Annotated in this window: 21 protein-coding genes; 12 read left to right on the forward strand and 9 right to left on the reverse strand. The window is 71.7% G+C overall.

The annotated features are described in order from the left end of the window. Nucleotides 1–22 precede the first annotated feature (22 nt). On the reverse strand, nt 23–1,450 hold the full coding sequence (locus tag K8638_RS22875) for an amidase (RefSeq protein ID WP_223756717.1): 1,428 nt from the start codon (nt 1,448–1,450) through the stop codon (nt 23–25). A gap of 209 nt (nt 1,451–1,659) precedes the next feature. Here K8638_RS22875 and nagB point away from each other — a divergent pair, with 209 nt between their 5' ends. Next, a complete protein-coding gene (nagB, locus tag K8638_RS22880) occupies nt 1,660–2,409 on the forward strand; it encodes a glucosamine-6-phosphate deaminase (RefSeq protein WP_223756718.1) in 750 nt (249 codons plus the stop codon). Nucleotides 2,410–2,681: 272 nt separating this feature from the next. Further along, nucleotides 2,682–3,632 carry a VOC family protein gene (locus K8638_RS22885; RefSeq protein WP_223756719.1) on the forward strand — a complete coding sequence of 317 codons (951 nt, stop codon included), beginning with the start codon at nt 2,682–2,684 and terminating at the stop codon, nt 3,630–3,632. A gap of 130 nt (nt 3,633–3,762) precedes the next feature. Here K8638_RS22885 and K8638_RS22890 read toward each other — a convergent pair whose 3' ends face one another. Both K8638_RS22890 and K8638_RS22895 read right to left on the reverse strand, forming a co-directional pair. Further along, complete coding sequence (locus tag K8638_RS22890; protein WP_223756720.1) at nt 3,763–4,560, reverse strand: TIGR02206 family membrane protein; 798 nt, start codon at nt 4,558–4,560, stop codon at nt 3,763–3,765. Nucleotides 4,561–4,890: 330 nt separating this feature from the next. Then, entirely contained in the window at nt 4,891–5,556 is a 666-nt protein-coding gene (locus tag K8638_RS22895) for a TetR/AcrR family transcriptional regulator (RefSeq protein ID WP_223756721.1), read from the reverse strand. 118 nt (nt 5,557–5,674) lie between these two features. Between K8638_RS22895 and K8638_RS22900 the strand changes: the two genes are divergently transcribed. From K8638_RS22900 to K8638_RS22925, 6 genes are all read left to right on the forward strand, one after another. After that, on the forward strand, nt 5,675–6,490 hold the full coding sequence (locus K8638_RS22900; RefSeq protein WP_223756722.1) for an alpha/beta fold hydrolase: 816 nt from the start codon (nt 5,675–5,677) through the stop codon (nt 6,488–6,490). A 34-nt stretch (nt 6,491–6,524) separates the two neighbouring features. Then, nucleotides 6,525–7,514, forward strand: a complete 990-nt coding sequence (locus K8638_RS22905; RefSeq protein WP_223756723.1) for a PHB depolymerase family esterase — start codon at nt 6,525–6,527, stop codon at nt 7,512–7,514. Nucleotides 7,515–7,714: 200 nt separating this feature from the next. Further along, complete coding sequence (locus K8638_RS22910) at nt 7,715–9,571, forward strand: hypothetical protein (protein WP_223756724.1); 1,857 nt, start codon at nt 7,715–7,717, stop codon at nt 9,569–9,571. A gap of 43 nt (nt 9,572–9,614) precedes the next feature. Continuing rightward, complete coding sequence (locus K8638_RS22915; RefSeq protein WP_223756725.1) at nt 9,615–11,108, forward strand: AAA family ATPase; 1,494 nt, start codon at nt 9,615–9,617, stop codon at nt 11,106–11,108. A gap of 60 nt (nt 11,109–11,168) precedes the next feature. Continuing rightward, on the forward strand, nt 11,169–12,098 hold the full coding sequence (locus K8638_RS22920) for an alpha/beta fold hydrolase (RefSeq protein WP_223756726.1): 930 nt from the start codon (nt 11,169–11,171) through the stop codon (nt 12,096–12,098). A 297-nt stretch (nt 12,099–12,395) separates the two neighbouring features. Continuing rightward, nucleotides 12,396–13,553 (forward strand): NAD(P)/FAD-dependent oxidoreductase, encoded by a 1,158-nt coding sequence (locus K8638_RS22925; RefSeq protein ID WP_223756727.1) that lies wholly within the window; start codon nt 12,396–12,398, stop codon nt 13,551–13,553. On the opposite strand, the gene K8638_RS22930 is transcribed toward K8638_RS22925, so the two are convergent. From K8638_RS22930 to K8638_RS22940, 3 genes are all read right to left on the reverse strand, one after another. After that, on the reverse strand, nt 13,496–14,203 hold the full coding sequence (locus K8638_RS22930) for a hypothetical protein (protein WP_223756728.1): 708 nt from the start codon (nt 14,201–14,203) through the stop codon (nt 13,496–13,498). The genes K8638_RS22925 and K8638_RS22930 overlap by 58 nt on opposite strands. A 142-nt stretch (nt 14,204–14,345) precedes the next feature. Next, on the reverse strand, nt 14,346–15,311 hold the full coding sequence (locus K8638_RS22935; protein WP_223756729.1) for a S9 family peptidase: 966 nt from the start codon (nt 15,309–15,311) through the stop codon (nt 14,346–14,348). A 221-nt stretch (nt 15,312–15,532) separates the two neighbouring features. Then, on the reverse strand, nt 15,533–15,775 hold the full coding sequence (locus K8638_RS22940; RefSeq protein ID WP_223756730.1) for a hypothetical protein: 243 nt from the start codon (nt 15,773–15,775) through the stop codon (nt 15,533–15,535). Nucleotides 15,776–16,068: 293 nt separating this feature from the next. Between K8638_RS22940 and K8638_RS22945 the strand changes: the two genes are divergently transcribed. Beyond that, on the forward strand, nt 16,069–16,338 hold the full coding sequence (locus K8638_RS22945; protein WP_223756731.1) for a hypothetical protein: 270 nt from the start codon (nt 16,069–16,071) through the stop codon (nt 16,336–16,338). A 38-nt stretch (nt 16,339–16,376) separates the two neighbouring features. On the opposite strand, the gene K8638_RS22950 is transcribed toward K8638_RS22945, so the two are convergent. Next, nucleotides 16,377–17,561: a C1 family peptidase gene (locus K8638_RS22950; RefSeq protein WP_223756732.1), complete on the reverse strand. Its 1,185-nt coding sequence runs from the start codon at nt 17,559–17,561 to the stop codon at nt 16,377–16,379. A gap of 543 nt (nt 17,562–18,104) precedes the next feature. Here K8638_RS22950 and K8638_RS22955 point away from each other — a divergent pair. Together K8638_RS22955 and K8638_RS22960 are read left to right on the forward strand one after the other, a co-directional pair. Further along, nucleotides 18,105–19,691, forward strand: a complete 1,587-nt coding sequence (locus K8638_RS22955) for an aryl-sulfate sulfotransferase (RefSeq protein ID WP_223756733.1) — start codon at nt 18,105–18,107, stop codon at nt 19,689–19,691. 275 nt (nt 19,692–19,966) lie between these two features. Further along, nucleotides 19,967–21,949: a hypothetical protein gene (locus K8638_RS22960; RefSeq protein WP_223756734.1), complete on the forward strand. Its 1,983-nt coding sequence runs from the start codon at nt 19,967–19,969 to the stop codon at nt 21,947–21,949. Between the two features lie 273 nt (nt 21,950–22,222). Here the strand turns inward: K8638_RS22960 and K8638_RS22965 are convergent, their stop codons facing one another. Both K8638_RS22965 and K8638_RS22970 read right to left on the reverse strand, forming a co-directional pair. Then, a complete protein-coding gene (locus tag K8638_RS22965; protein ID WP_223756735.1) occupies nt 22,223–23,020 on the reverse strand; it encodes a lytic transglycosylase domain-containing protein in 798 nt (265 codons plus the stop codon). A 9-nt stretch (nt 23,021–23,029) separates the two neighbouring features. Then, entirely contained in the window at nt 23,030–23,773 is a 744-nt protein-coding gene (locus K8638_RS22970) for a TetR/AcrR family transcriptional regulator (protein WP_223756736.1), read from the reverse strand. Nucleotides 23,774–23,868: 95 nt separating this feature from the next. On the opposite strand from K8638_RS22970, the gene K8638_RS22975 reads away from it, so the two are divergent. Next, complete coding sequence (locus K8638_RS22975; RefSeq protein WP_223756737.1) at nt 23,869–24,417, forward strand: hypothetical protein; 549 nt, start codon at nt 23,869–23,871, stop codon at nt 24,415–24,417. The last annotated feature ends 8 nt before the right edge of the window (nt 24,418–24,425 follow it).

Consider the following 24,425-nt stretch of genomic DNA (forward strand, 5'->3'; position numbering starts at 1 on the left):
TCCGCCAGGGTGCCTGGCGTCCCTACCCGAACACGGCCGGGCGCCGGTGCGTCCAGGGGTGCGCGGACTCCAACTGGGCGGCCAGCCGGAAGAGAGTCGCCTCGTCCCCGAAGCGGCCGATGAACTGCACGCCCACGGGCAGGCCCTCGGGGCTCCAGTGGAGCGGCACGCTCATGGCCGGGTTGCCGGTGATGTTGGCCAGCGGGCAGTACGGCGTGAAGGCGGCGGCCCGGAACAAGGGAGCGAGCGGCTCGTCCGTCGGCGCGTCGAACGTGCCCAGCGCGGTGGGGGGCTCGGTGACGGTGGGCAGCAGCCAGACGTCCACGTCCTCGAAGCGGCGGGCGATGGCGCGGCTGTAGCGCTGCAGCTCCGCCTGGGCCTGCAGGAAGGCCGACAGTCCCTGGCCCTGGCCGAACTCGTAGAGCGCCCGGGTGAAGGGCTCCAACTCCTCCGGCGACGGCTCGCGGCCGGCGTGCTGGGCGAGCCGGTCCACGCCGTATACGACGCCCGCGGCCCACACCGTCATGAAGTGCTGGCCCAGGGCCTCGTCCCCGGGCACCTCCAGGCTGCCCTCGAGGACGGAGTGGCCCAGCCCCTCCAGCAGCCGGGCGGTGGCGGCGACGGCGGACAGGCACTCCGGGTGGACGGGCGCGTCCACGGGGTTGCGCAGCGTCAGGCCGATGCGGAGCCGGCCCGGCGGCGCGCCCACCTCCAGGGCATAGGGCCGCGCCTTGGGCGGGGCGATGTAGGGGGCGCCCACGTCCGGCCCCTCCGTGGCGTCCAGCAGGGCCGCGCTGTCGCGCACGGAGCGGGTGACGGCGTGCTCCGCGACGAGCCAGTGGTAGGCGTCCAGCAGGTCCGGCCCCGTGGGGTTGCGTCCGCGCGTGGGCTTGAGGCCGAAGAGGCCGCAGCTCGACGCGGGGATGCGGATGGAGCCGCCGCCGTCCGCCGCGTGGGCGAAGGGCACCATGCCGCTGGCCACGGCCGCCGCGGCGCCGCCGCTGGAGCCGCCCGGGGAGCGCTCGGGGTTCCACGGGTTGCGGCAGGGCCCCAGCAGCTTGCTCTCCGTGGTGGGCAGCAGGCCGAACTCCGGCGTGTTCGTCTTGCCGAGCACCACCAGCCCGGCGCGCAGGTGGCGCTTCACGAGCTCGCTGTCGTGGTCGGGCACGAAGTCCTTCGCGAAGCGCGAGCCTCCGGTGAGCGGGTAGCCCTCCTGCGCGGTGAGCAGGTCCTTCAGCAGGAAGGGGACACCGGTGAAGGGCCCCTGCGGAAGTGCTCCCCTGGCGCGCAGGCGTGCCGTGTCGAACTGTGTGTGGACGACCGCGTTCAGCTTCGGGTTGTGGCGCTCGATGCGGGCGATGGCCGCATCCACCAGCTCCAGCGGGGTGACCTCTCGGCGGCGGACGAGCTCCGCCTGGGCCGTCGCATCGAGGCTGACAAAGGGGTCCATGGCCAGGACTCTAACGCTTCCGTGGTGCCGCCCGCTCGCGAGGGGGCGAGGGCTTCATGACGGCCTGCGTCGTTCCCGAGGCTCTCGCATGACCGGCACGGGAGCGTGACACGGTCCGGACGCCCTGAAGTGAACGGGGCGGCGACGAGCGGGCTCTCGCCCGGGCGCGCGCCTCCTATGCTCCCGCGCCCCTTGCCGAGGCCCTTGTGTTGAACCTCCGCGTCTTCGACTCCGAGCAGCAAGCCGCCGCCGCGTGCGCCGCGCGCATCGCCGAGGCGGTGCGTGACACACCCTCGCTGGTGCTGGGGCTGCCCACGGGCCGCACGCCGCTCAACGTGTACCGCGAGCTGGTGGCCCTGTCCGCGCGCGGCGCGCTGGACCTGTCGCGCGCCAGCACCTTCAACCTGGACGAGTTCTTCGGACTCCCACCCGAGGACGCGGGCAGCTTCCGCTCGTACATGGAGCGGCACTTCTTCCAGCACGTCAACCTCGCGCCCGAGCGCATCCACTTCCTCGACGGGAGCGCGCCGGACGCGGAGGCCGAGTGTGCCCGCTACGACGCCGAGCTCGCCGCGGCGGGAGGGCTGGACCTGGTGCTGCTGGGCATCGGCGCCAACGGGCACATCGCCTTCAACGAGCCCGGGGACAGTCTGCTGGCGCCGTGCCACCGGGTGAAGCTGGGCCGCGAGACGCGGCTGGCGAACGCAGCGCTCTTCGGGGACGACCCGGCGCGCGTGCCGCTGGAGGCGCTCACGCTGGGCATGGCCTCCATCCTCCAGGCCCGGCGCGTGCTGCTGCTGGCGTTCGGTGCGCGCAAGGCGGAGGCGGTGTCGGCCATGCTGCACGGTCCGGTGACGCCGCGTTGCCCCGCGTCCTTTCTCCAGCTCCACCGCGACGTGGAGGTGTGGGTGGACCCTTCGGCCGCGGGTCCGGGCAGGGGCGTGGGCGCGACGCGGTAGCGCCGCCAGGAAACGGGCGTTGCCACTGTGCCACCTGGGATGGGGGCCCGGCTGTCGCTCTCGAAGTCCTCCTCGGATGAGTGGCGCGCCTCCCTCGTGCCGGGCCGTTCTTGCCCCCCGGGGCCATGCGCTGTCGGCCGCCGGGGTGGAGGCCCGTACCGGAGTCGCAAGCCGGCGGTGAGCGACTTGCCGCGCGTGCCCTCGCATCCCATATGGAAGTGCCCGGCCACGCCCCGCCCCGAGTGGACTCGGGCCGCGGAGAAGGAGCGACGATGGAATCGGCAGGCATGGCCCGCGCCCCGGGTGTCACGCGCTCGCGCGTCTGGCTTCACGGTGGACTCCTGCTGGCGGGCCTGTGCGCGCTGGGCGGACTCTTCTCCGCCATGGCCGGTTGCGCCAGCACACCGGGTGGCGCGAGCAAGGCGGGCATCCCGCTCTCGCCGGTGCCGTTGTACGGGAAGTTCGTCTGGCATGACCTCGTCACGGAGGACCCCGCCGCCGTGAAGCGCTTCTACGGCGAGCTGCTCGGCTGGGAGTTCCACGACGTCAAGGGCTCCAAGCGCCCCTACTCGCTCATCAAGGCGCGGGGGCGCTGGATGGGCGGCATCGTCCAGCCCACCGGCGCGGGCAAGGGCGAGCACTCCCAGTGGCTCGGCTACCTCTCCGTGCCGGACGTGGACCGCGCGGTGGAGCAGGTCCGCGCGGGCGGTGGCCAGGCCCTGGTGGGGCCGGAGGACGTGGAGCGCATCGGCCGGGCCGCGGTGGTCACCGACCCCCAGGGGGCCCCCGTGGGCTTCGTGCGCTCGCAGCCCGGAGACCCCGCGGACACGGGGCTGCCCGAGCCCGGTCAGTTCCTCTGGATGGAGCACCTGGCCGAGGACCCCGCCGCGGCGGTCGCCTTCTACAAGGACCTGCTCGGCTACGAGGTCCAGGAACGGAACGAAGGCGATGGCCCCTACTCCGTGCTCATGCGGGACCAGCGGCCCCGCGCGGGCGTGCTCCGCAAGCCATTGGAGCGCGTGCGCCCCAACTGGCTCACCTACGTGCGCGTGGAGGACCCGGCGGCGCTCGCCGCGCGGGTGGAGTCGCTCGGGGGACGGGTGGTGATGGCGCCCCGGGCCGACGTACGGGGAGGCTCGCTCGCGCTCATCGCCGACCCGAGCGGCGCTGTCCTCGCCCTCCAGCGCTATCCGTTCAAGACCCCTGGCGCCGCCGCGCCCTGACCCCGTATCCGAGGAGAACGCCCGATGCTCCCGCGCAAGGCCTCCCGCTGTCTGTCATTGCTGGTGCTGCTCGGCGGTGCCCTGATGACCTCCAGTTGTGAGAACGCCCAGGTCGGTGTGGGCCTCGGCTTCACCGCGGTCTCGCCCTGGGGGCCGACGACCGTGATGGCGACGACCCCGGTGGGTTGGTACGGCGGCCCGCACTGGTATCCCTGAGCGGGCCCCTCCGCGCGCCACGCCGGAAGGGCAACGCCAGCAGCGTGAAGAGGCCGAGCGCCACGCCCTCGCCGGCGAGGAGGTAGAAGGGCCAGGGGCCGAACCAGTCGAGCGGCGTGGGCGCGAGCGGCTTCGCGCACAGGTAGAGGAAGTTGGTGCCGAAGGCCACGTTCACCACGCCCACCGCCGCCGCGTAGACGTTGAGCCCGAGCAGGGCCCGCCACACCGCGCCGGGCCGGGGGCCGTACCCCAGCCCCACCACCAGCAACAGCGCCGCCACCACCACCGCGCCGTGCAGCGCGAAGTAGGAGAGGAAATGCAGGTGGGGGAAGTCTTCTCCCAGGTCGGGGGTGAGCAGCGCGAGGGTGGTGCCGGCGCAGGCCCAGAAATAGAGAAGCTCGATGATGAGCCTGTGTCGCGTGAGGAGCGCCCAGACTCCCAGCACGATGGCCGCGTCGCAGAGGTGCAGGGGCGCGAGGTAGGCCCACGGTGTGCCGGCGTGGTGCTCGATGAAGAGGACCGCCACCGCGAGCACCGCGAGCACCAGGGCCAGCCCGAGCCGAACCGGCGTCGCGGTGGCCGGATGCCGGCGCACGAGCCACACGATGCCCACGGCGGCAAGCGCGAGGGCGAGCAGCGCGGCGAGATGGGCCGGGCCGAAGAGGGCGAAGGGCCGCACCGCGGGCATTCCGAGGAGCGGTGTCACGGCCATGGCGGCTCGATTCGGTTGCGGGCTGGCGGTGCGCGCCGCCTCCTCGCACCGGGTCGCGGGTAGACGTGCTCGGAGGCGGAGTACTTGCTCGCGACCACGGGGGGGCCGGTGCGGCGGGACAGCCCGGCCGTGCCCTGGTTGGGGTCCTCCGGGTGGTGCGCAACGTAGGCCGGAGAGGCGAGGCCGGGTGTCTGCGGGGCCTGGATGCACATGGCGGTATCCCTCTTCGGGAAATGCTGGAGCCCCGATGGGAGTGCATCACCCGGCGGGCGGAGTGGCTCGCGTCCGGGAGGCCGCTCTGAGAGCGAGGGTGCGAGCCCCGTCCATCCGTCAGCGCTTCGCTCTCCGGGCCTTGCGTCCCGTGGCGCTCCCCAGCATGCGCAACGCCAGCTCTGCATGTGCGTCGGCGAGGGTGTCGAGGTCCAGTGCTCCTCCTGGCTCGTACCAGTACGGAAGGCGCACTCCCATCGCGGCAATCGCGCGCGCGGTGACGAGAGGATGCGGAGGCGCGAAGCGTCCCTTCGCGACACCGCGCTCGATGACCTCCATGAGCAGCGCCGCCGACTGCTCACGCAGCGCCAGCGCCGGCGCGGCCATCTCCGGTGTCAGCGCGTAGAACTCCTCGTTCACCACCAGGGCCAGTTGTGGGTGCTCCGCGTGGGCACGGGTGTGGGCCCGGACGAGCGCCCGCACCTGCTCGGCCGGCTCGGTGCCCGCGTCCAGTAGCGCCGCGCGGAGTGCCTCGTGGTGGGCCTCATGCCCGATGCGCACCAGCTCCGCGAGCACGTGGTCCTTGGAGGGGAAGTGCGCGTACAGCGCGCTCGGCCGGAGCTCGAGGACGGCGGCCAGGTCTCGAATCGACGTGTCGTGAAAGCCCCGGCTCGCGAAGAGCTCCAGGGCCGTCTCCAGGATGCGCCGGCGCGTGCCGTGGGGACCCGCGGAAGGGGGGAGGCTCGTGGGCTGGGCTCGCAGTCGCGAGCGGGGAGGGGAAGTCATGAAGAACCTTGAAAAACGAACGTTCGTTCAGCTAGACCTACCGCGACTCGAAGTCCCTTCTACTCGAACACGTGAATGGCCGTTCGTTCAGCCGGCGGCCGGAATCTGGAGACCGGGCATGCCCATGCTTCCGCTTGATGGGGTCTCCCTCCACTGCGACACGGCGGGCGACGGGACGCCGGTGCTGCTCCTCCATGGCCTGGGCTCCTCCGGGAGGGACTGGGAGTTCGTGACGCCCCGGCTCGCGGCGCATCACCGGGTCCTCGTCCCGGACGCGCGGGGGCATGGGCGGAGCGAGACGCCGCCGGGGCCGTATGGTGTGCCGCTCTTCAGCCGGGACATCGCCGCACTGTGCGACGCGCTGGGCCTCGAGCAGGTGCACGTGGTGGGGCTGTCGATGGGCGGGATGATGGGCTTCCAGCTCGCGGTGGACCGGCCGGACCTGGTGCGCAGCCTCGTCGTCGTCAACAGCGGGCCGGAGCTGAAGGCCCGGACGCTGCGCCGCAAGCTCGCCTTCGCGACGCGGCTGCTGGTGCTGCGGTTCCTCGGCCCCATGGGCATGGCGAAGATGCTCGCGCCACGGCTCTTCCCCAAGCCGGAGCAGGCGGACCTGCGGCAGCGCGTGCTGGACACCTTCGGCCACAACGACCCGGATGCGTACCTGCGGGCGACGCGCGGGCTCCTCGGCTGGAGCGTGCTGGAGCGCGTGAAGGACATCTCCTGTCCCGTGCTGGTGCTCCACTCCGAGCGCGACTACACGACGCTGTCCGAGAAGCAGGCGTACGTCGACCTGCTCCGGGACGCCCGCCTCCAGGTGTTGAGCGACTCCGGACACGCCGCGCCGCTCGACCAGCCCGAGCGGCTCGCCGAGGCGGTGGAGGCCTTTCTCCGCGAAGTCGAAGGCAGGTCCCAGGCCATGCAGGCCCTGGGCTGAGCAGTCCGGACTTCCCCCCGAAGGAGGCAGGCCCATGTCGATGAGTCGGAGTGTTGGCGCGCTCGTGCGGATGCTGCTCGTGTCTCTCGCGCTCCTCACGGGAGCACCGGCCGAGGCCGGCTCCTGGGTGTATGGCTACCATGGAGGCCGGGGCTTCCAGCTCTGGGTCCCCGAGGGCTATCAGCCAGCCACGCCGCTCCCGCTGGTGGTGGCGCTGCACGGCTGCCTCCAGAACCCGGACCAGTTCGCCGGCCTCACGCGGCTGAACGTGAAGGCGGACGCGGAGCGGTTCCTGGTGCTCTACCCAAACCAGGCGATGTTCGCCAACCCCACGCAGTGCTGGAACTTCATGCTCGGAAGCAACCAGGAGCGCGGCACGGGCGAGCCCGCGCTGATGGTGGGCATGGTGGACCTGGTGAAGCAGCACTACGCGGTGGACGCGCGCCGCGTCTACGTCGGCGGAGTCTCCGCGGGGGCCGTCATGGCGGGCACGCTGCTCGCCTGTTACTCGGACGTCTTCGCCGCCGGCATGGTGGGCGCGGGGGCGATGTACAAGGCGGCCACCACCATTTCCGGTACTGCCTGGGCCATGGAGTTCGGCAGCATCTACCACCCGGATGACCGGGGCCGGGACGCGTGGACGTGCTCTGGCCGGCCGGGCCGGACGGTGCCGGTGCTCGTCATGCACGGCACCGAGGACGACGTCGTCAATCCGGTCAACGGCTGGCAGGCGGTGCGGCAGTTCCTGCAGACCAGTGACTACGGTGATGACGGCATGAACAACGACAGCGTGCGCTACGTGGCGACGCGGACGGAGAACGCCAGCGTGCCCGGAGGCCGGACCTACACCGTGACGGACTACGTCTACGGCGGCGAGCTGCTGGCAAGGCACTACGAGCTCCACGGCATGGGCCACGCGTGGCCGGGAGGAGACGCCCGCTACCCGTTCGCGGATGCCCTCGGCCCGGACGCCACTGCCTTCATGTGGGACTTCTTCCGGCAGCACGCGTTGGATGCGCCGTAGCTGATGCTCCTTGCTCCCAGGCCCGGGGCCGCGAGGAGGGAGGTCCGCTGAAGCGTGGGTGGGGCGGAGGCGTGAGGCTCCCACCGGAGTGTTGCTCCCATCGAAATTCGGCGGGAGGCATCCACTCATGGTGAAATGCAGCCATGCGCTCCGTCTCCGTCAAAGACCTCCACTCACGCGGTCCATCCCGAGGCAAGGCGGTGAGGTGTCTCATCGCGCTGGGGACGTTGCTGTCCCTGGTGGCCTGCAGTGAGGGGGGCTCGCCACCGGCCGGGCCGGAAACCCCGCTGCCACCGGCTCCTCCGGGGGGCCCCGTCCCCGAGGCCGTCGCGTATCCGGAGTCGCTGCTGTGTCCCGAGCCCCCGGGGACGGACCCGCGGTGCGGCACGCCCTACGTGGCGGCCAACGCGCTCTCCGAAGCGGAGCTGGCGGCGCGTTACTCGGCGGGGCTCGAGGCCTGGCGCTACGAGGGCACCCGGGGCGCGTGTGCCGGTTGCCACAGCCCGGACGGCATCGAGCTGGCGCGCGTGGGCTACACGGACGCGGACCTCCGCCGCCGCGCGCGCACGCACGTGGACGAGGGCCGGGTCAACGCCATCGTCGGGCTGGTCCACGTGCTGCGCCAGCGGCATGGGATGACGCGCCTGCTGCATCCGGCGCGCTTCCGTCCGCTCCAGCCCGCCTACGAGCCCTTCCCCACCCGGACTCCCGGACTGCCCGTCCACGACTCCGCCGCGCAGAGCGAGCGAGACGCGGCCTTCATGGACCACCTCGTCAATGACCGGAAGCTGCTGTGGGCCACCGGGCGCGTCGACTCGCTGGCCAGGGCGCGGCAGGCCTATGACGAGCTGCTCGCCATCGACCTGCGCCACCTGCGAATGGGGCTGCCGTTCGACCACCTCGCCGAGGACGGCTTCCACGGCGACGAGCACCGCTCCGTCTTCGAGTGGTTCCCCGACCTGGCGTCGAGCCCTCGCGCCGCCGCGCGCGCCGAGTGGTACCAGCGCGTGGACGCCTACCTGGCCAACCCGACCGACGCGAACCTCTGGGGCTACTATGACGCCGCGCCCGGGATGACGGAGTGCAATCCGGACCTGGGCGGCGCGCGGCTGGAGGACTACCCGCGGGCGTGCGAGTGGATGCGGCTGAAGTACCGCTCGCTCCAGGTGTTCCAGCACATGCTGCGGCACGGCACCCACCGCTACCCGGACTTCCTGGTGGACGTGAGCGCCGGCGGCGGGACGCCGCACATCTCGGACCACCTGGAGAAGGTCATCGCCCGCAACCCCATCTGGGAGACGGGGGACCATCTGCGCATCCAGCCCCTGGCGCGTCCCGCGCAGACGGCCTGCAACACCACCAACCACCCCTGCACGCTGCTGCCGCCCATCATCGACCAGACCATCCACGACACGCCGACGTATACCGAGGCCCGCATCAAGCAGAGCGAGGTCTTCCAGCAGACGTGGTTCGTGATGTCGTTCCTGAGGGACCCGGCGCTCCTGTACGAGGGCGACAGCTTCGCCACCTTCATCGGGGACTACCTGGAGTCGGTGCTGCTGCCCTACTACGACGTCCACCACGCCTTCATCGTCGCGAAGATGGCGGTGGAGAAGTCCGCGGCGCGGGGATGGATGGATGCGCCGGGCTTCCGGGCCGGGACGGGGAAGCTGGCGAGCGTGCGCACCTTCAGCTTCAAGCAACTGCGAGACAACTTCAGCCCGCCGCCCGGGAACGACCGCCGGCGTCCGGTCCACGACCGGATGTTCGCGAACTTCGCCCGCATGTTCATCTACCTCGTCGAGGAGGACCTGAAGCAGACGGGGGAAATCTTCGACCGCACCGAGGTTCTCTACGCGGTCCGCTTCATGCGGACGTGGCTTGCGACGCTGGAGGGCGCGGAGGACGCGGACATCAACGCGCGGGTGCGCTCCATCGAGACGCTGGCCGTGTCCGCGCGGGAGCTGCGCACCGACGCCAACCGGAATGAGAATCCCGGCACGGGCCTGCAGCCCAACAACCGCTGGGCGGAGTTCGCCGCGCCCTATGGTGGCTGAGGTGGGGAGTCCGGCTCCGCCGCAGAGGTGCTAGAAATTGGCCATGACGTCCCCGTCCCTGCAGCTCCTCGGAGGCGCTCGCTTCCATGGCCCGCATGGCACCGTCGAGCTCGAGGGCAAGCAGGCCGCCCTGCTGGCACTGCTCGCCCTCGACGGCCCCAGCCCCCGTGGCCGCGTGGCCGGGCTGCTCTGGGGCGACTCGCCCGAGTCCGTGGCGCGCAACAACCTCTCGCAGACGCTGCGGCGCATCCACAAGGCCTGCGGCCACGAGCTGGTGGTGGGCACGAAGCAACTGTCCCTCGACGACAGCCTGCGTGTGGACGTGCGTGAGCTGCTGGACCCCGGGACGCCGCCGGAGCGCGCCAGCGCCCTCGCGCTCGCGGGCGAGCTGCTGGGCCACCTGCGGTTCGACGCGGAGAACGAGCTGGACGACTGGCTGCGCGCCGAGCGCGAGCGGCTCTCCCTGCGCCAGGGGCCCACGCTGCTGCGCGAGGCGGCGCGCAAGGAGGCGCAGGGCGACCTCCCCGAGGCGCTCGAGCTGGTGAGCCGTCAGCTCGCGCTCAACCCGCTCTCCGAGGAGGCCTGCCGCCGCGCGATGCGGCTGCACTTCGCGCTGGGGGACCGGGGCGCGGCCCTGGCCACCTTCGAGCGCTGCCGGGCGCGGCTGGAGGAGGAGCTGGGGGTGGCGCCCGTGCCGGAGACGGCGCGGCTCGCGCGTGAGCTCGCCCAGGCCACGCCGCCGCCGCGCGCCACTCCCGCGCGTCCGGCCCTGCCGCTGTCGCTGCTGCACCCGCCGGCGCTGGTGGGCCGCGAGCGCGAGTGGGCCCGGATGGAGGAGGAATGGGCCGCGGGCAAGGTGCTCATCCTCTCGGGGCCGGCGGGCGTGGGAAAGACGCGGCTGATGCAGGAGTTCCTCGGCACCCACGCGCGCACGGTGTTCATCTCGGGCCGGCCGGGTGACAAGCTGGTGCCCTTCGCCACCTTCACCCGCACCTACGAGAAGCTCTCGCAGGTGCTGGGCGAGGGGAGCGTGCCCGCCTGGGCCGAGCGTGAGCTGGCGCGTGTCATCCCCGGCCTGGGCCGCCCGGCGCCCGCGGTGGCGGACTTCGACAAGCTGCGCCTCTTCCAGGCGAAGGTGGAGGTGTTCCGCGCCGCCATGGCCCACGGCTTCGGCGCCGTGGGCTACGACGACCTGCAACTGGTGGACGGCGCCAGCATGGAGGCGGGCATCTTCATCCTCTCGCACCTGCAGCAGGAGCCGGGGGCCTCGATGCGCGCCGTCGCCTGCTACCGCACGGGGGAACTGCCGCCCGAGGTGCTCGCCTGGTTCGACCAGGCGGTGGCGGCGAACCTGGCGGCGCACATCGTGCTGGAGCCGCTCGCCACCCGGGACATCGAGGCGCTGCTCGCCTCGCTCGACGTGCCGGGGGCGCGCACGCTCGCGCCGGAGCTCGCGCGCGGCGCGGGTGGCAACCCCGCCGAGGCGCTCGCGCGGCTGCGCGGCCGCTGGGCGGAGGTGGGCACGACCCGGCCCTGAGTCCCGCGCTCCCGGCCCCTGTCATGCTGGTGTCACGGAGGGCGTGGCACAGGTGCGAGCATGACCCGCCTCCTCAGACCCGCCTTCTCGGCCCTCGTCCTCGTCGTGGGCCTCTTCGCCGTGGCCTGGCACCTGTGGCCGCAGCGCGTCGTGGAGTCTCTCGTCTCGTTCAACCGGCGCCTCTCCGGCCTCTCGCCGCGCTCGGTACAGGTGGGCACGCACACACTGCACTACCTCGAGGGCGGTAAGGGCGAGACGGTGCTGCTGCTGCACGGGCTGTTCGCGGACAAGGACCACTGGACGGAGTTCTCCCGGCGGCTCACCCCGCGCTTTCGCGTGCTCGCGCTGGACCTGCCGGGCTTCGGTGACAGCACGCGCCTGGCGGACGAGAGCTACGCCTATGACGCCCAGGTGGAGCGCCTGCATGCCTTCACGCTCGCGCTGGGACTCACGCGCTTCCACATCGCCGGAAACTCCATGGGCGGCGCGCTCGCGGCGCTCTACGCCGCGCGCTACCCGGAGCGCGTGCTGAGCCTCGGCTTCATCGGCGCGCCGCACGGCCTGCGCGCGCTCGTGCCCAGCCCGGTGGAGGAGGAGATTGCGCGGGGCCTGATGCCGCTCGTCGTCACCTCGCGCGACGAGTTCGAGCGGCTGGTGGACCGGATGTTCGTCCAGCGTCCCTTCCTGCCGGGGCCGCTGCTGGACGTGCTCGCCCGGCGCGCACTGAAGGACGTGCCGGGCAGCGTGCGCATGTGGCACGCGCACCGCGTGCAAGGGAACGTGCTGGAGTCGCTGCTGCCGCGGCTCACCGTGCGCTCCTTCTCGCTATGGGGAGAGGGGGACCAGGTGTTCCACATCTCGGGCGCGGCACGCCTGTGGGCCCTGCCCGGACACGAGGGGCACGTGCTGGTCGGCGTGGGCCACCTGCCGATGATGGAGCGGCCGGCCGAGACTGGCGCGCTCTATCGCGACTTCCTCCTCGGGGACTGACGCGGAGAAGGCGGTGTCGCGGAGGGCTGGCTTCGTACCACGGGCCTGGAGGAGGGGGTTCCCCTCCGGGCCCGCGGTGTTCCAGGTGCCTCGGGGTGGTGGCGGCGAAATCCGGGTCGTCGGCGTGTGTCAGGGGGCCATTCTCTGGGGGACTCCATCACCAGGACTCCAGGGGCCGAGTCCATGCCCGGCGCGGGAGGGCGGCACCGGGGGCAGGGGTGCCCGCCCGTCCAGGTCTCCTCAGCTGGGACATAGCTTTCGGGTACCGCCCCGAGCCGGGAGTCGAGGGGCGCCGCCATGACGCTGGAGGGACACATGCTCGACGTGCTCGTCATCGGCGCTGGTCAGGCGGGCCTCGTGTTTGCCTGGCAGTTGCGCGATGCGCCGCTTCGCCTCCAACTCGTCGACCGGGCGCACCGGATTGGAGACAGCTGGCGTCACCGCTACGACTCCCTCGTGCTCTTCTCTCCCCGCTCGCTGAGCGCGCTGCCCGGCCTCCCGTTCCCTGGCGAGCCCGAGGGTTATCCCACCAAGGACGAGGCCGCCGAGTACCTGGATGCGTACGCCCGCACCTTCCGGCTCCCCGTCCGGCTGGGGACGGAGGTGCGCCGCCTCTGGAAGGAGGAGGGGCTCTTCCATGCGGAGACGGACGGCGGCGAGCGGCTCGTGGCGCGCGCCGTGGTGCTCGCCGCGGGGGCCTTCCAGGAGCCCGTGGTCCCCGGGGCCGCGCGGGAGCTCTCTCCGGAGGTCGTCCAGCTCACGGCGGCCACGTACCGCAACCCGCGCCAGTTGCCGGCCGGGCGCATCCTCGTCGTTGGTGATGGCGCCACCGGGCGGCAGGTCGCGTACGAGCTCGCACGCGAGCGGGAGGTCTGGCTCGCCACCGGCCGGCGGCGGGTGGTCGCGCCGCAGCGGCTCCTCGGAAGGGACGGTTTCTGGTGGTTGCTCAGGCTGGGGGTGATGCGGTGGTCGCGCGAGAGCGCGCCGGGACGGCTCCTGCGCCGGCTCGACCCGTTCCCCGGCCCGCACCTGCGGCTGCGCCGGCTCCGGCGCCAGGGCATCCGCGTGGCCGGCCGCCTGCGCGAGGCACGCGGGCGCCGCGTCGTCTTCGCGGATGGACGCTCGACCGAGGTGGATGGCGTCCTGTGGGCGGCCGGCTACCGGGAGCGAAATGACTGGGTGGACATCCCGGCCGCCAAGGACGAGACGGGCCGCCTGCTCGAGCGCAGGGGCGTGACACCGGTTCCCGGCCTGTACTTCGTCGGACGCGACTGGTTGTGGACGCGTGGCTCCGCCGTGCTCCTCGGTGTGCACCGGGATGCCGCCTACGTCGCCAGGAAGCTGGTGGACGCGCTCACGTCCGGCACGGCGCGACGGGGGGCGCGGACGGCCGCGGCTCAGAAGGGCCGTGGCGAGGGAATCCAGGGCTGCGTGGCGCCATACCAGACGAGCTGAACGGAGATGCACACGTAGAACGCGGCCCAGATGGCCGCCGCGCCCATCGCGAAGCCACGCCACCAGGACTCAGGTCTCCCCAGCAGCGTGGGCTCTGCCCCGCCTCCCGGAGGGGCCGGCACCGGGCTCTCACCCCACCGGACGGCCAGCCGCGCCGCGGCGTAGGCGGCCACCATCAGCATCCCCGAGTACCAGAAGTTCGACCACGGCACTCCGCCGAGCAGGAAGGCCGGCCGCTGGTAGTAGGTCCAGAGCCCCAGCTTCACCATGGGAATCTCGAACGCCAGGTCGAGCAGGGCTCCCACGGCGAAGACGGCGGCGGGGCCCCAGGTGCCCAGGCGCCGGTCGAGCCATGCGCGCTGATGCACCAGCATCAGCACCGGGGCACCGAAGAAGAAGGCGTAGTTGCACGCCAGGGCGACGGGCTGGACGACGCCCTGAATCTTCCAGAGGGGGACGAACTGCTCGGCGTAGACGACCCGGAAGAACCAGCTCGTGTTGAAGACCCAGTCGAACACCATGAGCGTCGAGGAGCCGAAGTAGACGCCCGAGTAGACGGGGCGGCGCTGGCGCAACACCCAGTACAGGCCCACCAGCCACGCTCCCACGCACACCGCCTCGAAGGCCCGGACGCTCACGACGCTCGCCATGCGACTCCCTCCCAGGAGGGAAGGTAGCAGACGCTCCGCCGCTCAACCGGTCCGGGACCGCGCTGCCGGGGCACGTGCGCCCCCGCGGAGATGGTCCCTGGCGCGGAAAGGCTGGGGCGCGGCGGGCCCTCCGCTGCCCCGGTCAGAGTGTGCCAGGGATGTCCGTTCCCACGCGCTCGTGGAGCCAGCGGTACCTGTCCTGGCGGGCGTGTTCCGGGAGCTTGTGGCCCGAGTCGTACCAGCGCACCGCCTGGGAGGAGCCCGCGGCACGGTGCAGGGCTTCGGCCTTGGCGGGCGGGACGAGCGGGTCCTCGCGGCCGCTCTGGAAGAGGATGCTGCCGGGACGGGCGCGGCCCACCCAGCGGAGACCCTCCAGGGGGCCCATGGCGGCAATCCAGGGCTCGCGCTCCTCGGGAGGCAGCGACGCGAGAGGCCCCTCGGGCGTGCCCTCCGGCGAGCTGAAGTACGAGACGAAGCCGCCGCCCGCGACGAAGAGCACGAAGGTGGCGGGGCGCGGGTCCACGCCGGCGAAGATGGCTCCCACGGACCCACCGTAGCTGCCCCCCACGAAGGCGATGCGGGTGGGGTCCACGTCCGGCCGCGCGAGCAGCAGGTCCACCGCGCGCTGCAGGTCCACGATGAGCTGCACCTGGTCCGCGCGGTCCGCCGGCGTGAAGGTCACCGGTGAGGCCTTCCGCCGGGCGAAAGGCGCGTCCACCGCCACCACCACCGCGCCCAGGCGCGCCAGCGGGAGGGCTTGGGGGACGGCCTGTTCCGCGCTGCCGGGGGCGCCGTGCATCATCACGACGCCCGCCTTTCTTCCCTCGCGCCGTGGCACGAGGAGGCGCCCGGTGGCGCGGCCTCCCTTCGGGCTCGCGAAGGACATCGCGTACACCTCCACGCCGTCCTCCAACGACAGCCGTTTTGTCTCGAGCTCGAGCGGGGCGCCGCGGTCGTACGCGAAGAGGGCCAGCTCCTCGTCCGTCGCGACAGCCGGCGGGGACGCCGTGGCGGGCGCGGCGGCCGAATCGCGCGTGCGTGGGGGGGTGGCGGCGAAGAGGGCGGGAGTGAGAAGCAGGGAGAGCGCGAGCAACGCGGTGCGAGTCATGAGGGCTCCAGGTCCAGGAAGGGAACGCGCACCCGAGGGACGGCGAGGGTGCGGACCTCCGCGAGAGCAGACGGCGTGCCAGCGCTCGCGCGGGCCCTCCTCGACTGAAGAGGGCGCATGCCCGCGGTGCCGTGCGTTCACCTTCGGGACGCAGCCCTTCGGAAGCGGACAGCCCCGCCCGCCCGTCCAGGTCTCCTGAGCCGGGGTATGGCTTCAGGGCGTCAGCCGCAGCTCCAGGTGCCTGCGTCGGTGCACTCGCAGAGCCCCGGCTCGTAGGGGTATTGGTTGTAGCAAAGGAACGTGGCCCCGGGAGACGAGCAGGCCTTGCCGTCGTAGCGGCTGCAGTACTGGATGGTCTGGGAGCTTGGGCCAACCTGCTGGGGCGCTGCTTCCGTGGACCCCGACAACAGCACCCCCGCGACCATCCCCATCACCAGGCCAGCCCACATCTGCTTCTTCTTCATGGCGGAGACCTCTCAGGCTGAAGGAAACAGCCCGGCAATAGTAACGAGATATGCATTGACGGAAGACATGGCCCACTCGGTTGATGCGAAGCATCGAACAATGAGTGCCTCCACCCGAGCGGCAGGTGCGGTGCCGGGCGCCCGACGGCCGCGGCTTCCGCCGCGGTGCGGCACCACTGATACAGAGGCTTCGTGCCGTTACTGCTGCTCGCCCGGATGACAAGAAGTCCTGGGTTGAGCAGACTTGGGCGAGCTGTCCCCCTCTCACGTGTCAGATGGAGCCGGGCATGTTCATGAAGCCAGCAGTCATGATGTGTCTTGTCGCCGTGGTCATGGGTGGATGCGGTGGAGCCGACACCGAGGATGTTTCCCCCCAGGAGCTCGGCAGCGCGGAGCAGTCCATCATCTGGGCCTGCGATGGCAGCAGTCAGTGGAATCGCTACTGGTACAAGAACGGCGTGGAGGTGGGGCGCGAGTACTGCGATTGCCCCGGCATCCTCACGAAGTTCGGAACGACGTCCGGGTCCTATACCCAGGAGCTCCTGTTCTATTGCAGCCCGTAGGACACGGTCGTCCCGGCTGACGCCCACGGCCGTGGGCGTCAGAGCTGCACGAAGAACGGAACCGGGGGCGTTCGCGCCACTCCGAAGTTGTCGATGAAGACCGTCGGCTCCGCCAGCAGGTAGGTGGTGACCGGCTGCGGCATGGGGCCCATGGGCGTGAGGACCATTCCGCCCCGCTGCACGTTCAGGGCGGCGTAGGGGAAGTACGCCGTCCAGGGAGCGTTCACGAGCCCCTGGGGAGGAATGGGGAGCTGGGACGTCCCGGTCGCCGCCACCCCCTGGACCGTGGCGAAGGCAGGAGAAAGCGACCCCACCGGTGCGCCCGGGGCTCCCGTGGGAGGCAGCGAATGGCGCATGCTGATGACGACCTGGACGTTGCCCCTGACGCCGGCGGGAACGCTGACCATGCCCTGGAAGACCATGCTCGGGCCCAGGCCAGGAACGAACTGGTTGTGGGCGACGTTCGTCAGCGTGAGCGTGGCCTGGGCGACAGGCACGGGCTGCGGCACGGGTTGCGGAGCCGGGCCCGGGCCCGGTGACGGAGTGGGCGCGGGTCCAGGCCCGTTGGCGGCGTCCTTGGCGACGTAGCCCTCGCGCACGACGGTGGGAAAGAAGTCATAGGCAATCCAGCCATAACCGCCATCTCCCCATCGCGTGCCCCACGAGTTGATGAGCTTGAAGGCGCCCCTGGCGTCGTCATAGCCAACCACCAGCATGGCATGACCGCCTCGCTGTGCTCCCTGAACGCTCCGCCAGATGGCCCCTGGGCCACTTGCGTGGAAGCCGTCATCCACGATGGCGCCAATCGCGACCGGATAGCCGGCATTGAGCTGTGCCTTCACCTCCTTGATGTCCGCCACGTTGACCTGCCGCCAGTAGTCAATCCGGAAGCGCCGCGCCGCCTGTCGTGCCCCTTCGCCCGGCGGAGTCCGGAAGTCTGCGGCGCTGTACGGCATCTCGGACCAGGGCGCGGCCCCTTGCTGCGAGAGCAGGTTGAACGCATCGACGAAGAGTGCTCCGCCGTCACGTCCCTGGTTGATCTGGTTGTAGATGAAGGCGGGGCTGAAGATGCGGCGATAGTCCGGGACTCCGCCATGGACGAGCGGCTGCCGCTCCTCGACGTGCTCCTGGAAGGACTTGAGGGCATACGCGACCGTCCAGCCCACGCACGAGTTCTGCGAGCCCTGGTCTCCGGGGGGCGGCAGGCTCGCGGAGAGGTCCACCGAGGACGGGAGCTCTCGCCCGCCAAAAGGAGTGGACGCGAGGGGCACCCCCAGCAGCTGGTCACGCGACGCGAACGTCAGGCCCGTCGAATGGGTCGCCGGAGGCGTTTCAGCCGCGGGGGCCTGCGCTGGAGCCTGAGCGCTCGCCATGGCCGCGGTCATGAAGAGCCCGATACAACTCCACCTGACTGCCGTAGGCCATGCGCGCAAGGTTGCTCTCCTGAAAGAGGCGTCACGCCGCATCGAGTTGCAGGGCGCCGTGCCAGGCGGGCCCGGTACGCGCGGCGTGAGCCGCCAGCATAGGCCGCGAAGGGGGCGTGGTGGAAATCCACCCGCGAACGCCCACCCTGGCGTGAGCATGACCCACGAGCCGCGCGGCGCCGGTCCGCGGCCGGCCAGGAGTCCTCGAAGCCGCACAGGCGGGTTGGCGAGCGGACACGGGCACACGACGCGCGCGCCATTTCCGGCGCACGTCCCGGCCCGCAGCATGCCGCGCTCACGCATGGACCCTGGATGGCCTTCGTGGGTCCTGAAGGAGGACACATGTACAGAACATGGGCGCGGGTGCCGCTGCTCACGGGACTGCTCCTCACCCTCTCTCCCACGGACTCCACGGGAGAGGAGGCCGCCCGAGCGGCAGGTGCTTCCCGGGACAACTCCCCGCAATCCTTCTGGTACGGCGACCGGATTCCGGAGCCTCCAGCAAAGTCCATCCACGACTTCCTCACCGCGCCCCAGGGGCCGCTGGCGCAGCTCACGCGGTACATGACCTCGTTCGACAACTCGAACGGGCAGACGGGCCTCGTGCTCCACGACTCGCGGCGGAGCTGGAGCGGCTACACGCTGCTGAGCTCGCTCGGCGGGAAGTGGGCGGGCCCCCAGGGGCCGGTCAGCTTCTCCATCCTCATCGACATGGAGGGCAACATCGTGCGCGAGTGGCCCCTCTTCGGCTTCCCCGCGAAGCTGTTGCCGGGCGGTCACGTCCTGGGCGGTGCCGGCGGGGGACTGGCGGGCCACCAGGAGCAGGGGGCGCTGGTGCAGATGGACTGGTGCGGCAACGCCGTGTGGTCCTGGGCCGGCACGGGAGCCCCGGGCGGCGCGAGGTGGCACCACGACTACCAGCGGGAGGGCAACCCCGTCGGGTACTTCGCTCCCTTCCAGCCGCCCCGCACGCTCGGCGGGAAGACACTGGTCCTCGCCCACGCCAACCCGGATCCGGCGCTCACCCGGCACATCAGCGACTTCCCGCTCGAGGACGACGTCCTCCACGAGGTGGACTGGGCCGGCAACGTCCTCTGGACGTGGAATGCCTGGGAGCACTACGAGCAGATGGGCTTCGACGCCACGGCCCGCGCGGCGGTGCGCACCATCAAGGTGGGGGCGCCCGAGGACATCGGCGGCGGGTTCGAGGAGACGGACTGGCAGCACATCAACTCCGCCTCCTATGTCGGCCCCAACCGCTGGTACGAGCAGGGGGACCTGCGCTTCCATCCCGACAACGTCATCTGGGACGGGCGCAGCTCCAACATCATCGCCATCATCGCCCGGCATGACCACCCGCGAGGGGCGTGGAAGGCGGGTGACATCGTCTGGCGGGTGGGCCCGGACTATGGCCCCGGCACCCGCGAGCACGGGCTGGGGCAGATCATCGGCCAGCACCACGCGCACGTCATTCCCTGGGGCCTGCCCGGCGCGGGCAACGTCCTGGTGTTCGACAACGGAGGCCTGGCGGGCTTCGGCGCGCTCTTCCCCGGACTGCCGCCGTACTGGCCCGTGACGTACCGCGACTTCTCGCGCGTCATCGAGTTCAACCCTCGCACGCTGGAGGTCGTCTGGGAGTACCAGCTCGTCAGGCCCGAGGCGGGTGAGCGGAAGTTCTTCAGCTGGTTCATCAGCAGCGCCCAGCGGCTGCTCAATGGCAACACCCTCATCACGGAAGGCGCCACCGGCCGCGTCTTCGAGGTGACACGCAAGGGCGACGTGGTGTGGGAGTACATCTCGCCCTTCGAGCGGCCCACGCCGTCCGCTTTTGGCAATGCCGTCTACCGGGCCTACCGCGTTCCCTCGTGGTGGCTGCCGTGGAACCGCGAGTGCCCACCTGCCACTCCGGGAGCCGGCGGGCCTCCCTGACGTGTCCACGCGCGGGGCCCGCCCGTGCCCCATGTGGCCTCTGGCATGCCGCGGCGGAGAAGTGTCCTTCCCTCGCGCGGAGCCCGCGTCCGTTGGTGCCCGCCTTCCGTCTCGTCCCGCGGGGCCGCCGCCGGCCCCCGGGGCTGTCCCCTTCATCCTCGGACGGACACGCTCCGCATGGCGTATGGCTTGCTGCTGCGCGCCGCGGGGAGGCTCCGCTACCCAGCGTGGCCAGGAGCCTCCTCTTTCTGGGGAACGAATCGGAGGGGGCGGCCATGGGGAATGGGAACTGGCGGTTGAGGGTGGGGTGGGTGGTGGGCTCGGTGGGGCTGCTGCTGTCGCCGGGCTGTGGCTCCGGTGGGGACCCGGTGGGCACTCCACCCTCCGAGGACGTGGAGTTGGAGACACAGCAGTTCGAGCTGACGCCGGCCATGCTCGACACCTCGATGCCCCGGCCATGGGACGCCCCGGAGTGGCGCGACGGTGACGAGCGGCACCGCGCCGTGGCCTCCCTCGCGCGCTTCTGGGCGCTGGACCGCTTCTTCATCAACGGGGACAAGGGCGTGAAGGTGGAGCGGAAGCTGGACGTCTCCCGGCTGGCCAAGGCCGAGCCGGACGAGTGCTACAACGGCATCGGCGAGCCCCTGGGCCGTCCGCCGTGTACCGAGGGCCGGCCCAAGGTGAATGACGCCTACGTGTGGGGCCTCACGCGCGCCGGGAGCTCGCTCTGGTTCGGCACCATCGCCAACACGCACTGCCTGGTGCAGGCGAGCTACCTCGGGCTGGATTCCCCGCAGGAGACGGACTCCTGGGTGTGTGAGTTCGGCGCCAGCGCCTCGGGCACCGGGGACTTCCGCGCGCCGCACCTCTACCGCTACGACCTGGCCAGCGGCACGCTGGAGCTGAAGGACCCACCGGCCGGCAGCCCGGCGGAGATGCTGCGCCGCACCACGGTGGGCCTGCGCTCGGCGGGCAACGCGGGCGGCGTGGTGTTCCTCGCGGGGCCCTCGCTGGTGGGGGGCATCAACATGTTCGCCTATGACGCGGACACCGGCGCGCTGCTGGGGGCGAGGAACTTCCCCGCCTACGACGACATCCGGAGCTGGGTGACGGCGCGGGGCGTCCTCTACACGGGCGTGGGGCTGTCCTCCATTCCCTCCGCCACCTCACCCGGAGGGCTGGTGCTGCGGTGGGTGGGCGAGAAGTCCACCGACCCGGCCCGCCTCTTCGCCTTCGCGGTGGTGGGCGAGCTGGACAGCTCCGCCGCCAACCTCGTCGAGCACGCCGGGCGGCTGTACGTGTCCACCTGGCCCACCCTCATCACCGGCACCGGCTCTTCCGCCGGGCCGCGCTACACGGGCCTGTGGCGCAGCCCCCGCCTGGAGACGCTCGGGCTCTCGTCGCGGGACGTGCGCGACTGGAAGAAGGTCTGGGACATCCGCGACTACGAGCCGGACCCGGTGGCCGCGCTCACCACCGGTGGCGGGGCCCTGGCCTCCTTCGACGGGCGCCTCTACTGGGGCACCATGCACGTGCCCGCCCTCGCCACCCAGGTGGCGCTCGCGCTGCATCGCGCCGGTACGCTCGACCTGGACGCCAACCGCAATGGCAGGGTGGACCCGGTGGAGCTGCTCACCACGGCGCTGGGCACGCACCGCTCCATCGCCCTCTTCCAGAGTGACGACCTGGGCACGAGCCAGCAGTTCATCCGCATCCTCTACGGAGAGAAGTACCTGCCGCGCTACTCGCCGGAGGCACGGGGCTACACGATTGCGTACGACGCCGAGCACCGGAACCGGATGCGGCACTGGGAGCCGCGCTTCGGCTCCTCGGGCCTGGGCAACTTCTTCAATGCGTACACCTGGAGCATGGAGGTGTACCGGAAGCAGCTCTACGTGGGCACCTTCGACTGGAGCCAGCTCGCGCGCGTGGGCCTGCAAGACGTCCTTGAGGTGGACGGAGCGCCGGTGACGGCGGCGGCTTTCGGCGAGACGGAGGACCGGCTCGCCGCCCGGCGCGCGGGGCACGACCTCTACCGGCTGCTCGCCATCGCCATTCCCCGTGAGGGCGCCGACCTGTTCCGCTTCGCCGGGCGCAGCCGCTGCGCGGAGGCGGAGTCGCTCACGGGCGTGGGCAACTTCACCAACTACGGTGTGCGGACGATGGTTACGGGCGAAGGCTCACTCTTCATCGGCACCGCCAACCCCATGAACCTCCACCCGCGTGGCGGCTGGGAGTTGCTGGAGCTGCGCCACTAGCCGCGGCGCCAGCCGGCCCCCGCCGCGTACGGAAGTCCCCGGGGGCCGGCCGCGTGTAGCGGCGGCGTGGAGGCTGGGGAGGAGGACATCCTGGACTCGTCCGAGTCCATGCTCGCCTGTTCCGTCTACCGTGACTGCGCGGGAGGCACGCAGGTGAGCTGCTCGTCGGCGGATGGGGTGTGCAACTCGGGGCCGGACAGCGGGGGCTGGGTGCAGTGCGATTCGAACCCGGTTCTCCCTGACGGCGCCGTGACGGGCGCGGCTCGGTCCCGCTCAGCCGCGCCGTGCGCTCGCCGTGGCGGCGGGCTTTTGTGCTGAGTTCGCGGACGGTCTCGCCCGGGCCGTGGGCTTCGCGCCGGTCGCGGGCTTCGCTGGCGGTACGGGCTTCGCGGTAGCGACGCCCCTGGCACCCACGCGGGCCGCCGGGGGCGTGGAAGTTCTCTGCACCGTCCTCGCGGCCACGGCCACGGGCGGCGCCGGGCGCGTGTGCTCCCACGCCGCGAGCACCTTGGGCACGTAGAACTCCGTCTCCCCATTGCGAGGCACGCGGCCATTCACGGCGCCCGGGCCCGCGTTGTACGCGGCCACCGCGAGCCGCACGTCGCCAAAGCGCCGGAGCTGCTCGGCCAGGTAGCGCGCGCTCGCGTCGATGGCGGGCGCCGGGTCGAACGGGTCCTTCACGCCCAGCATGGCGGCCGTCGTCGGCATGAGCTGCCCGGGCCCCATGGCGCCCGCGGGCGAGATGCGGTGCACGCGCGTCTCCGACTCCACCTCCACCAGCGCGCGCAACAGTCCCGGAGGCAGCCGGTGCCGGCGCTCGGCTGCGTCGATGAGCGGCTCCAGGTCTGCGTGCCCCTCCAGCAGGCACGAGGGCCGGTGCTCCGCGTACGCGCGGAGTGCCCCCGCCTTGGCCTCCAGGAAGGAGAAGGACAGCGGGGAGACGTGCGTCTCGCCCAGCCAGGACACGGCCACGTTGAGCAGCACCACGGGCACGAGCGCACACGGCAACAGCCACGCCCACCAGGGAACGTTGAACCCGCCGCCGCCAGCCTGGACCCGCTTGCGTCCCACGCCCCACCCTTAAGGGCGCTTGGGGCCTCCGTCCAGCTTCCGGCGTCTGGGCCTGCTGCCCTCCGGTGGAAGCCGCAGCCCGTCCAGCACCAGCGTGGTGAGCGCGTCCGGCAGCTCCAGCGGGTTGCCGATGGCCTCCTCGCTCAGCACCGCCAGGAGCAGCCGCTCCACGGCGCCCACCACCGCGAGCCCGCTCACCGCCGGGCGGATGGGCCGCAGCAGCCCGTGGGTGTGCGCCTTCTCCGTGATTTCCACCGCGTGACGCGCCACCAGCCGGGACAGCTCCACCACCTGGGTGCGGGCCCCCGCCGCCGGCCCCCGGCTCTCCTGGAGGTACAGCCGCACCACGCCCGGGTACTGCAAGAGGGCGCTGGCGATGACGGCCGCCACCGCCCGGTACGCGTCGAACATGGCCTCCACGTCACGCGCCTCCACGAGGGCCTGGCCGCACGCCTCCATTCCCGCGAGCAGCTCCCGGCGCACCGGCTCCAGCAGCGCGTCCACCAGCGCCGCCTTGTCGTCGAAGTACCGGTAGAACGTCCCCTTGGCCACGCCGGCCGCCTGGGTGATGTCGTCGATGGTGACGGTGTCCAGGCCCCGCTCCAGGAAGAGCCGCAGCGCCGCGTCCTCCAGCTCCTTCAGCCGCTCCCGCCGCTGGGCCTCCCGCCGCCCGCCCGGACGCCCGGGTCTGCTCCCCGCCGCCCCTGGAGGGGTGTCCGCTCCCGCGCTCCGCGTGCCGTCCCTGGTCGCCATTGGCGTTCTCCAGCTTCTTGCGTTATACAAAAAGAGTGACCAAATAGTCATTATTCACAGCGTGGCGCCGGCCGGGCGCCCGCCGGAGAGCAACGATGATCGGCATTCCTTTGGGCTGGGCGTACTCCAATTTCGGGGAATGGGTGCTGCACCGGTACGTGCTGCACGGCCTGGGGAAGCACCGGCGGAGCTTCTGGAGCTTCCACTGGCACGAGCACCACCAGAAGTCGCGGCGCCACGACATGGTGGACGACCAGTACATGCGCTCGCTGTGGACGTGGTCGGCCAAGACGAAGGAATTGCTGTCGCTGGCGGTGGTGGCGGCGATGCACGCGCCGCTGTTCCCCGTGGCGCCCTTCTTCGTGGGCACGGTGTGGGCCTGCACGGTGAACTACTACCGGGTCCACCGGCGCGCGCACCTGGACCCGGCGTGGGCGCGGGAGCACCTGCCCTGGCACTACGACCACCACATGGGGAAGGACCAGAACGCGAACTGGTGCGTGACGCACCCCTTCTTCGACATCCTCCTGGGCACGCGGCGGGAGTTCCTGGGCGTGCAGCCGCCCGCGCCCCTGGAGGCCATGCCCCTCCCCACGGCCCCGGCCGTGGCCGGGGCGGAGGTGGCTCCGAAGAGCGTGGCCTGAGCGGCGGT

This window comes from Myxococcus sp. RHSTA-1-4 (assembly GCF_020037125.1).
Taxonomy (GTDB): Bacteria; Myxococcota; Myxococcia; order Myxococcales; family Myxococcaceae; genus Myxococcus.

What these genes read in the sequence shown, in the direction of transcription:
- K8638_RS22930 (WP_223756728.1), bottom strand. Translation starts at nt 14,203, where the DNA reads ATGGCGAGCGTCGTGAGCGTCCGGGCCTTCGAGGCGGTGTGCGTGGGA.
- K8638_RS22970 (WP_223756736.1), bottom strand. Translation starts at nt 23,773, where the DNA reads ATGGCGACCAGGGACGGCACGCGGAGCGCGGGAGCGGACACCCCTCCA.
- K8638_RS22960 (WP_223756734.1), top strand. Translation starts at nt 19,967, where the DNA reads ATGGGGAATGGGAACTGGCGGTTGAGGGTGGGGTGGGTGGTGGGCTCG.
- K8638_RS22975 (WP_223756737.1), top strand. Translation starts at nt 23,869, where the DNA reads ATGATCGGCATTCCTTTGGGCTGGGCGTACTCCAATTTCGGGGAATGG.
- K8638_RS22915 (WP_223756725.1), top strand. Translation starts at nt 9,615, where the DNA reads ATGACGTCCCCGTCCCTGCAGCTCCTCGGAGGCGCTCGCTTCCATGGC.
- K8638_RS22955 (WP_223756733.1), top strand. Translation starts at nt 18,105, where the DNA reads ATGTACAGAACATGGGCGCGGGTGCCGCTGCTCACGGGACTGCTCCTC.
- K8638_RS22890 (WP_223756720.1), bottom strand. Translation starts at nt 4,560, where the DNA reads ATGGCCGTGACACCGCTCCTCGGAATGCCCGCGGTGCGGCCCTTCGCC.
- K8638_RS22940 (WP_223756730.1), bottom strand. Translation starts at nt 15,775, where the DNA reads ATGAAGAAGAAGCAGATGTGGGCTGGCCTGGTGATGGGGATGGTCGCG.
- K8638_RS22945 (WP_223756731.1), top strand. Translation starts at nt 16,069, where the DNA reads ATGAAGCCAGCAGTCATGATGTGTCTTGTCGCCGTGGTCATGGGTGGA.
- K8638_RS22905 (WP_223756723.1), top strand. Translation starts at nt 6,525, where the DNA reads ATGTCGATGAGTCGGAGTGTTGGCGCGCTCGTGCGGATGCTGCTCGTG.
- K8638_RS22885 (WP_223756719.1), top strand. Translation starts at nt 2,682, where the DNA reads ATGGAATCGGCAGGCATGGCCCGCGCCCCGGGTGTCACGCGCTCGCGC.
- K8638_RS22935 (WP_223756729.1), bottom strand. Translation starts at nt 15,311, where the DNA reads ATGACTCGCACCGCGTTGCTCGCGCTCTCCCTGCTTCTCACTCCCGCC.
- K8638_RS22920 (WP_223756726.1), top strand. Translation starts at nt 11,169, where the DNA reads ATGACCCGCCTCCTCAGACCCGCCTTCTCGGCCCTCGTCCTCGTCGTG.
- K8638_RS22875 (WP_223756717.1), bottom strand. Translation starts at nt 1,450, where the DNA reads ATGGACCCCTTTGTCAGCCTCGATGCGACGGCCCAGGCGGAGCTCGTC.
- K8638_RS22895 (WP_223756721.1), bottom strand. Translation starts at nt 5,556, where the DNA reads ATGACTTCCCCTCCCCGCTCGCGACTGCGAGCCCAGCCCACGAGCCTC.
- K8638_RS22925 (WP_223756727.1), top strand. Translation starts at nt 12,396, where the DNA reads ATGACGCTGGAGGGACACATGCTCGACGTGCTCGTCATCGGCGCTGGT.
- K8638_RS22900 (WP_223756722.1), top strand. Translation starts at nt 5,675, where the DNA reads ATGCCCATGCTTCCGCTTGATGGGGTCTCCCTCCACTGCGACACGGCG.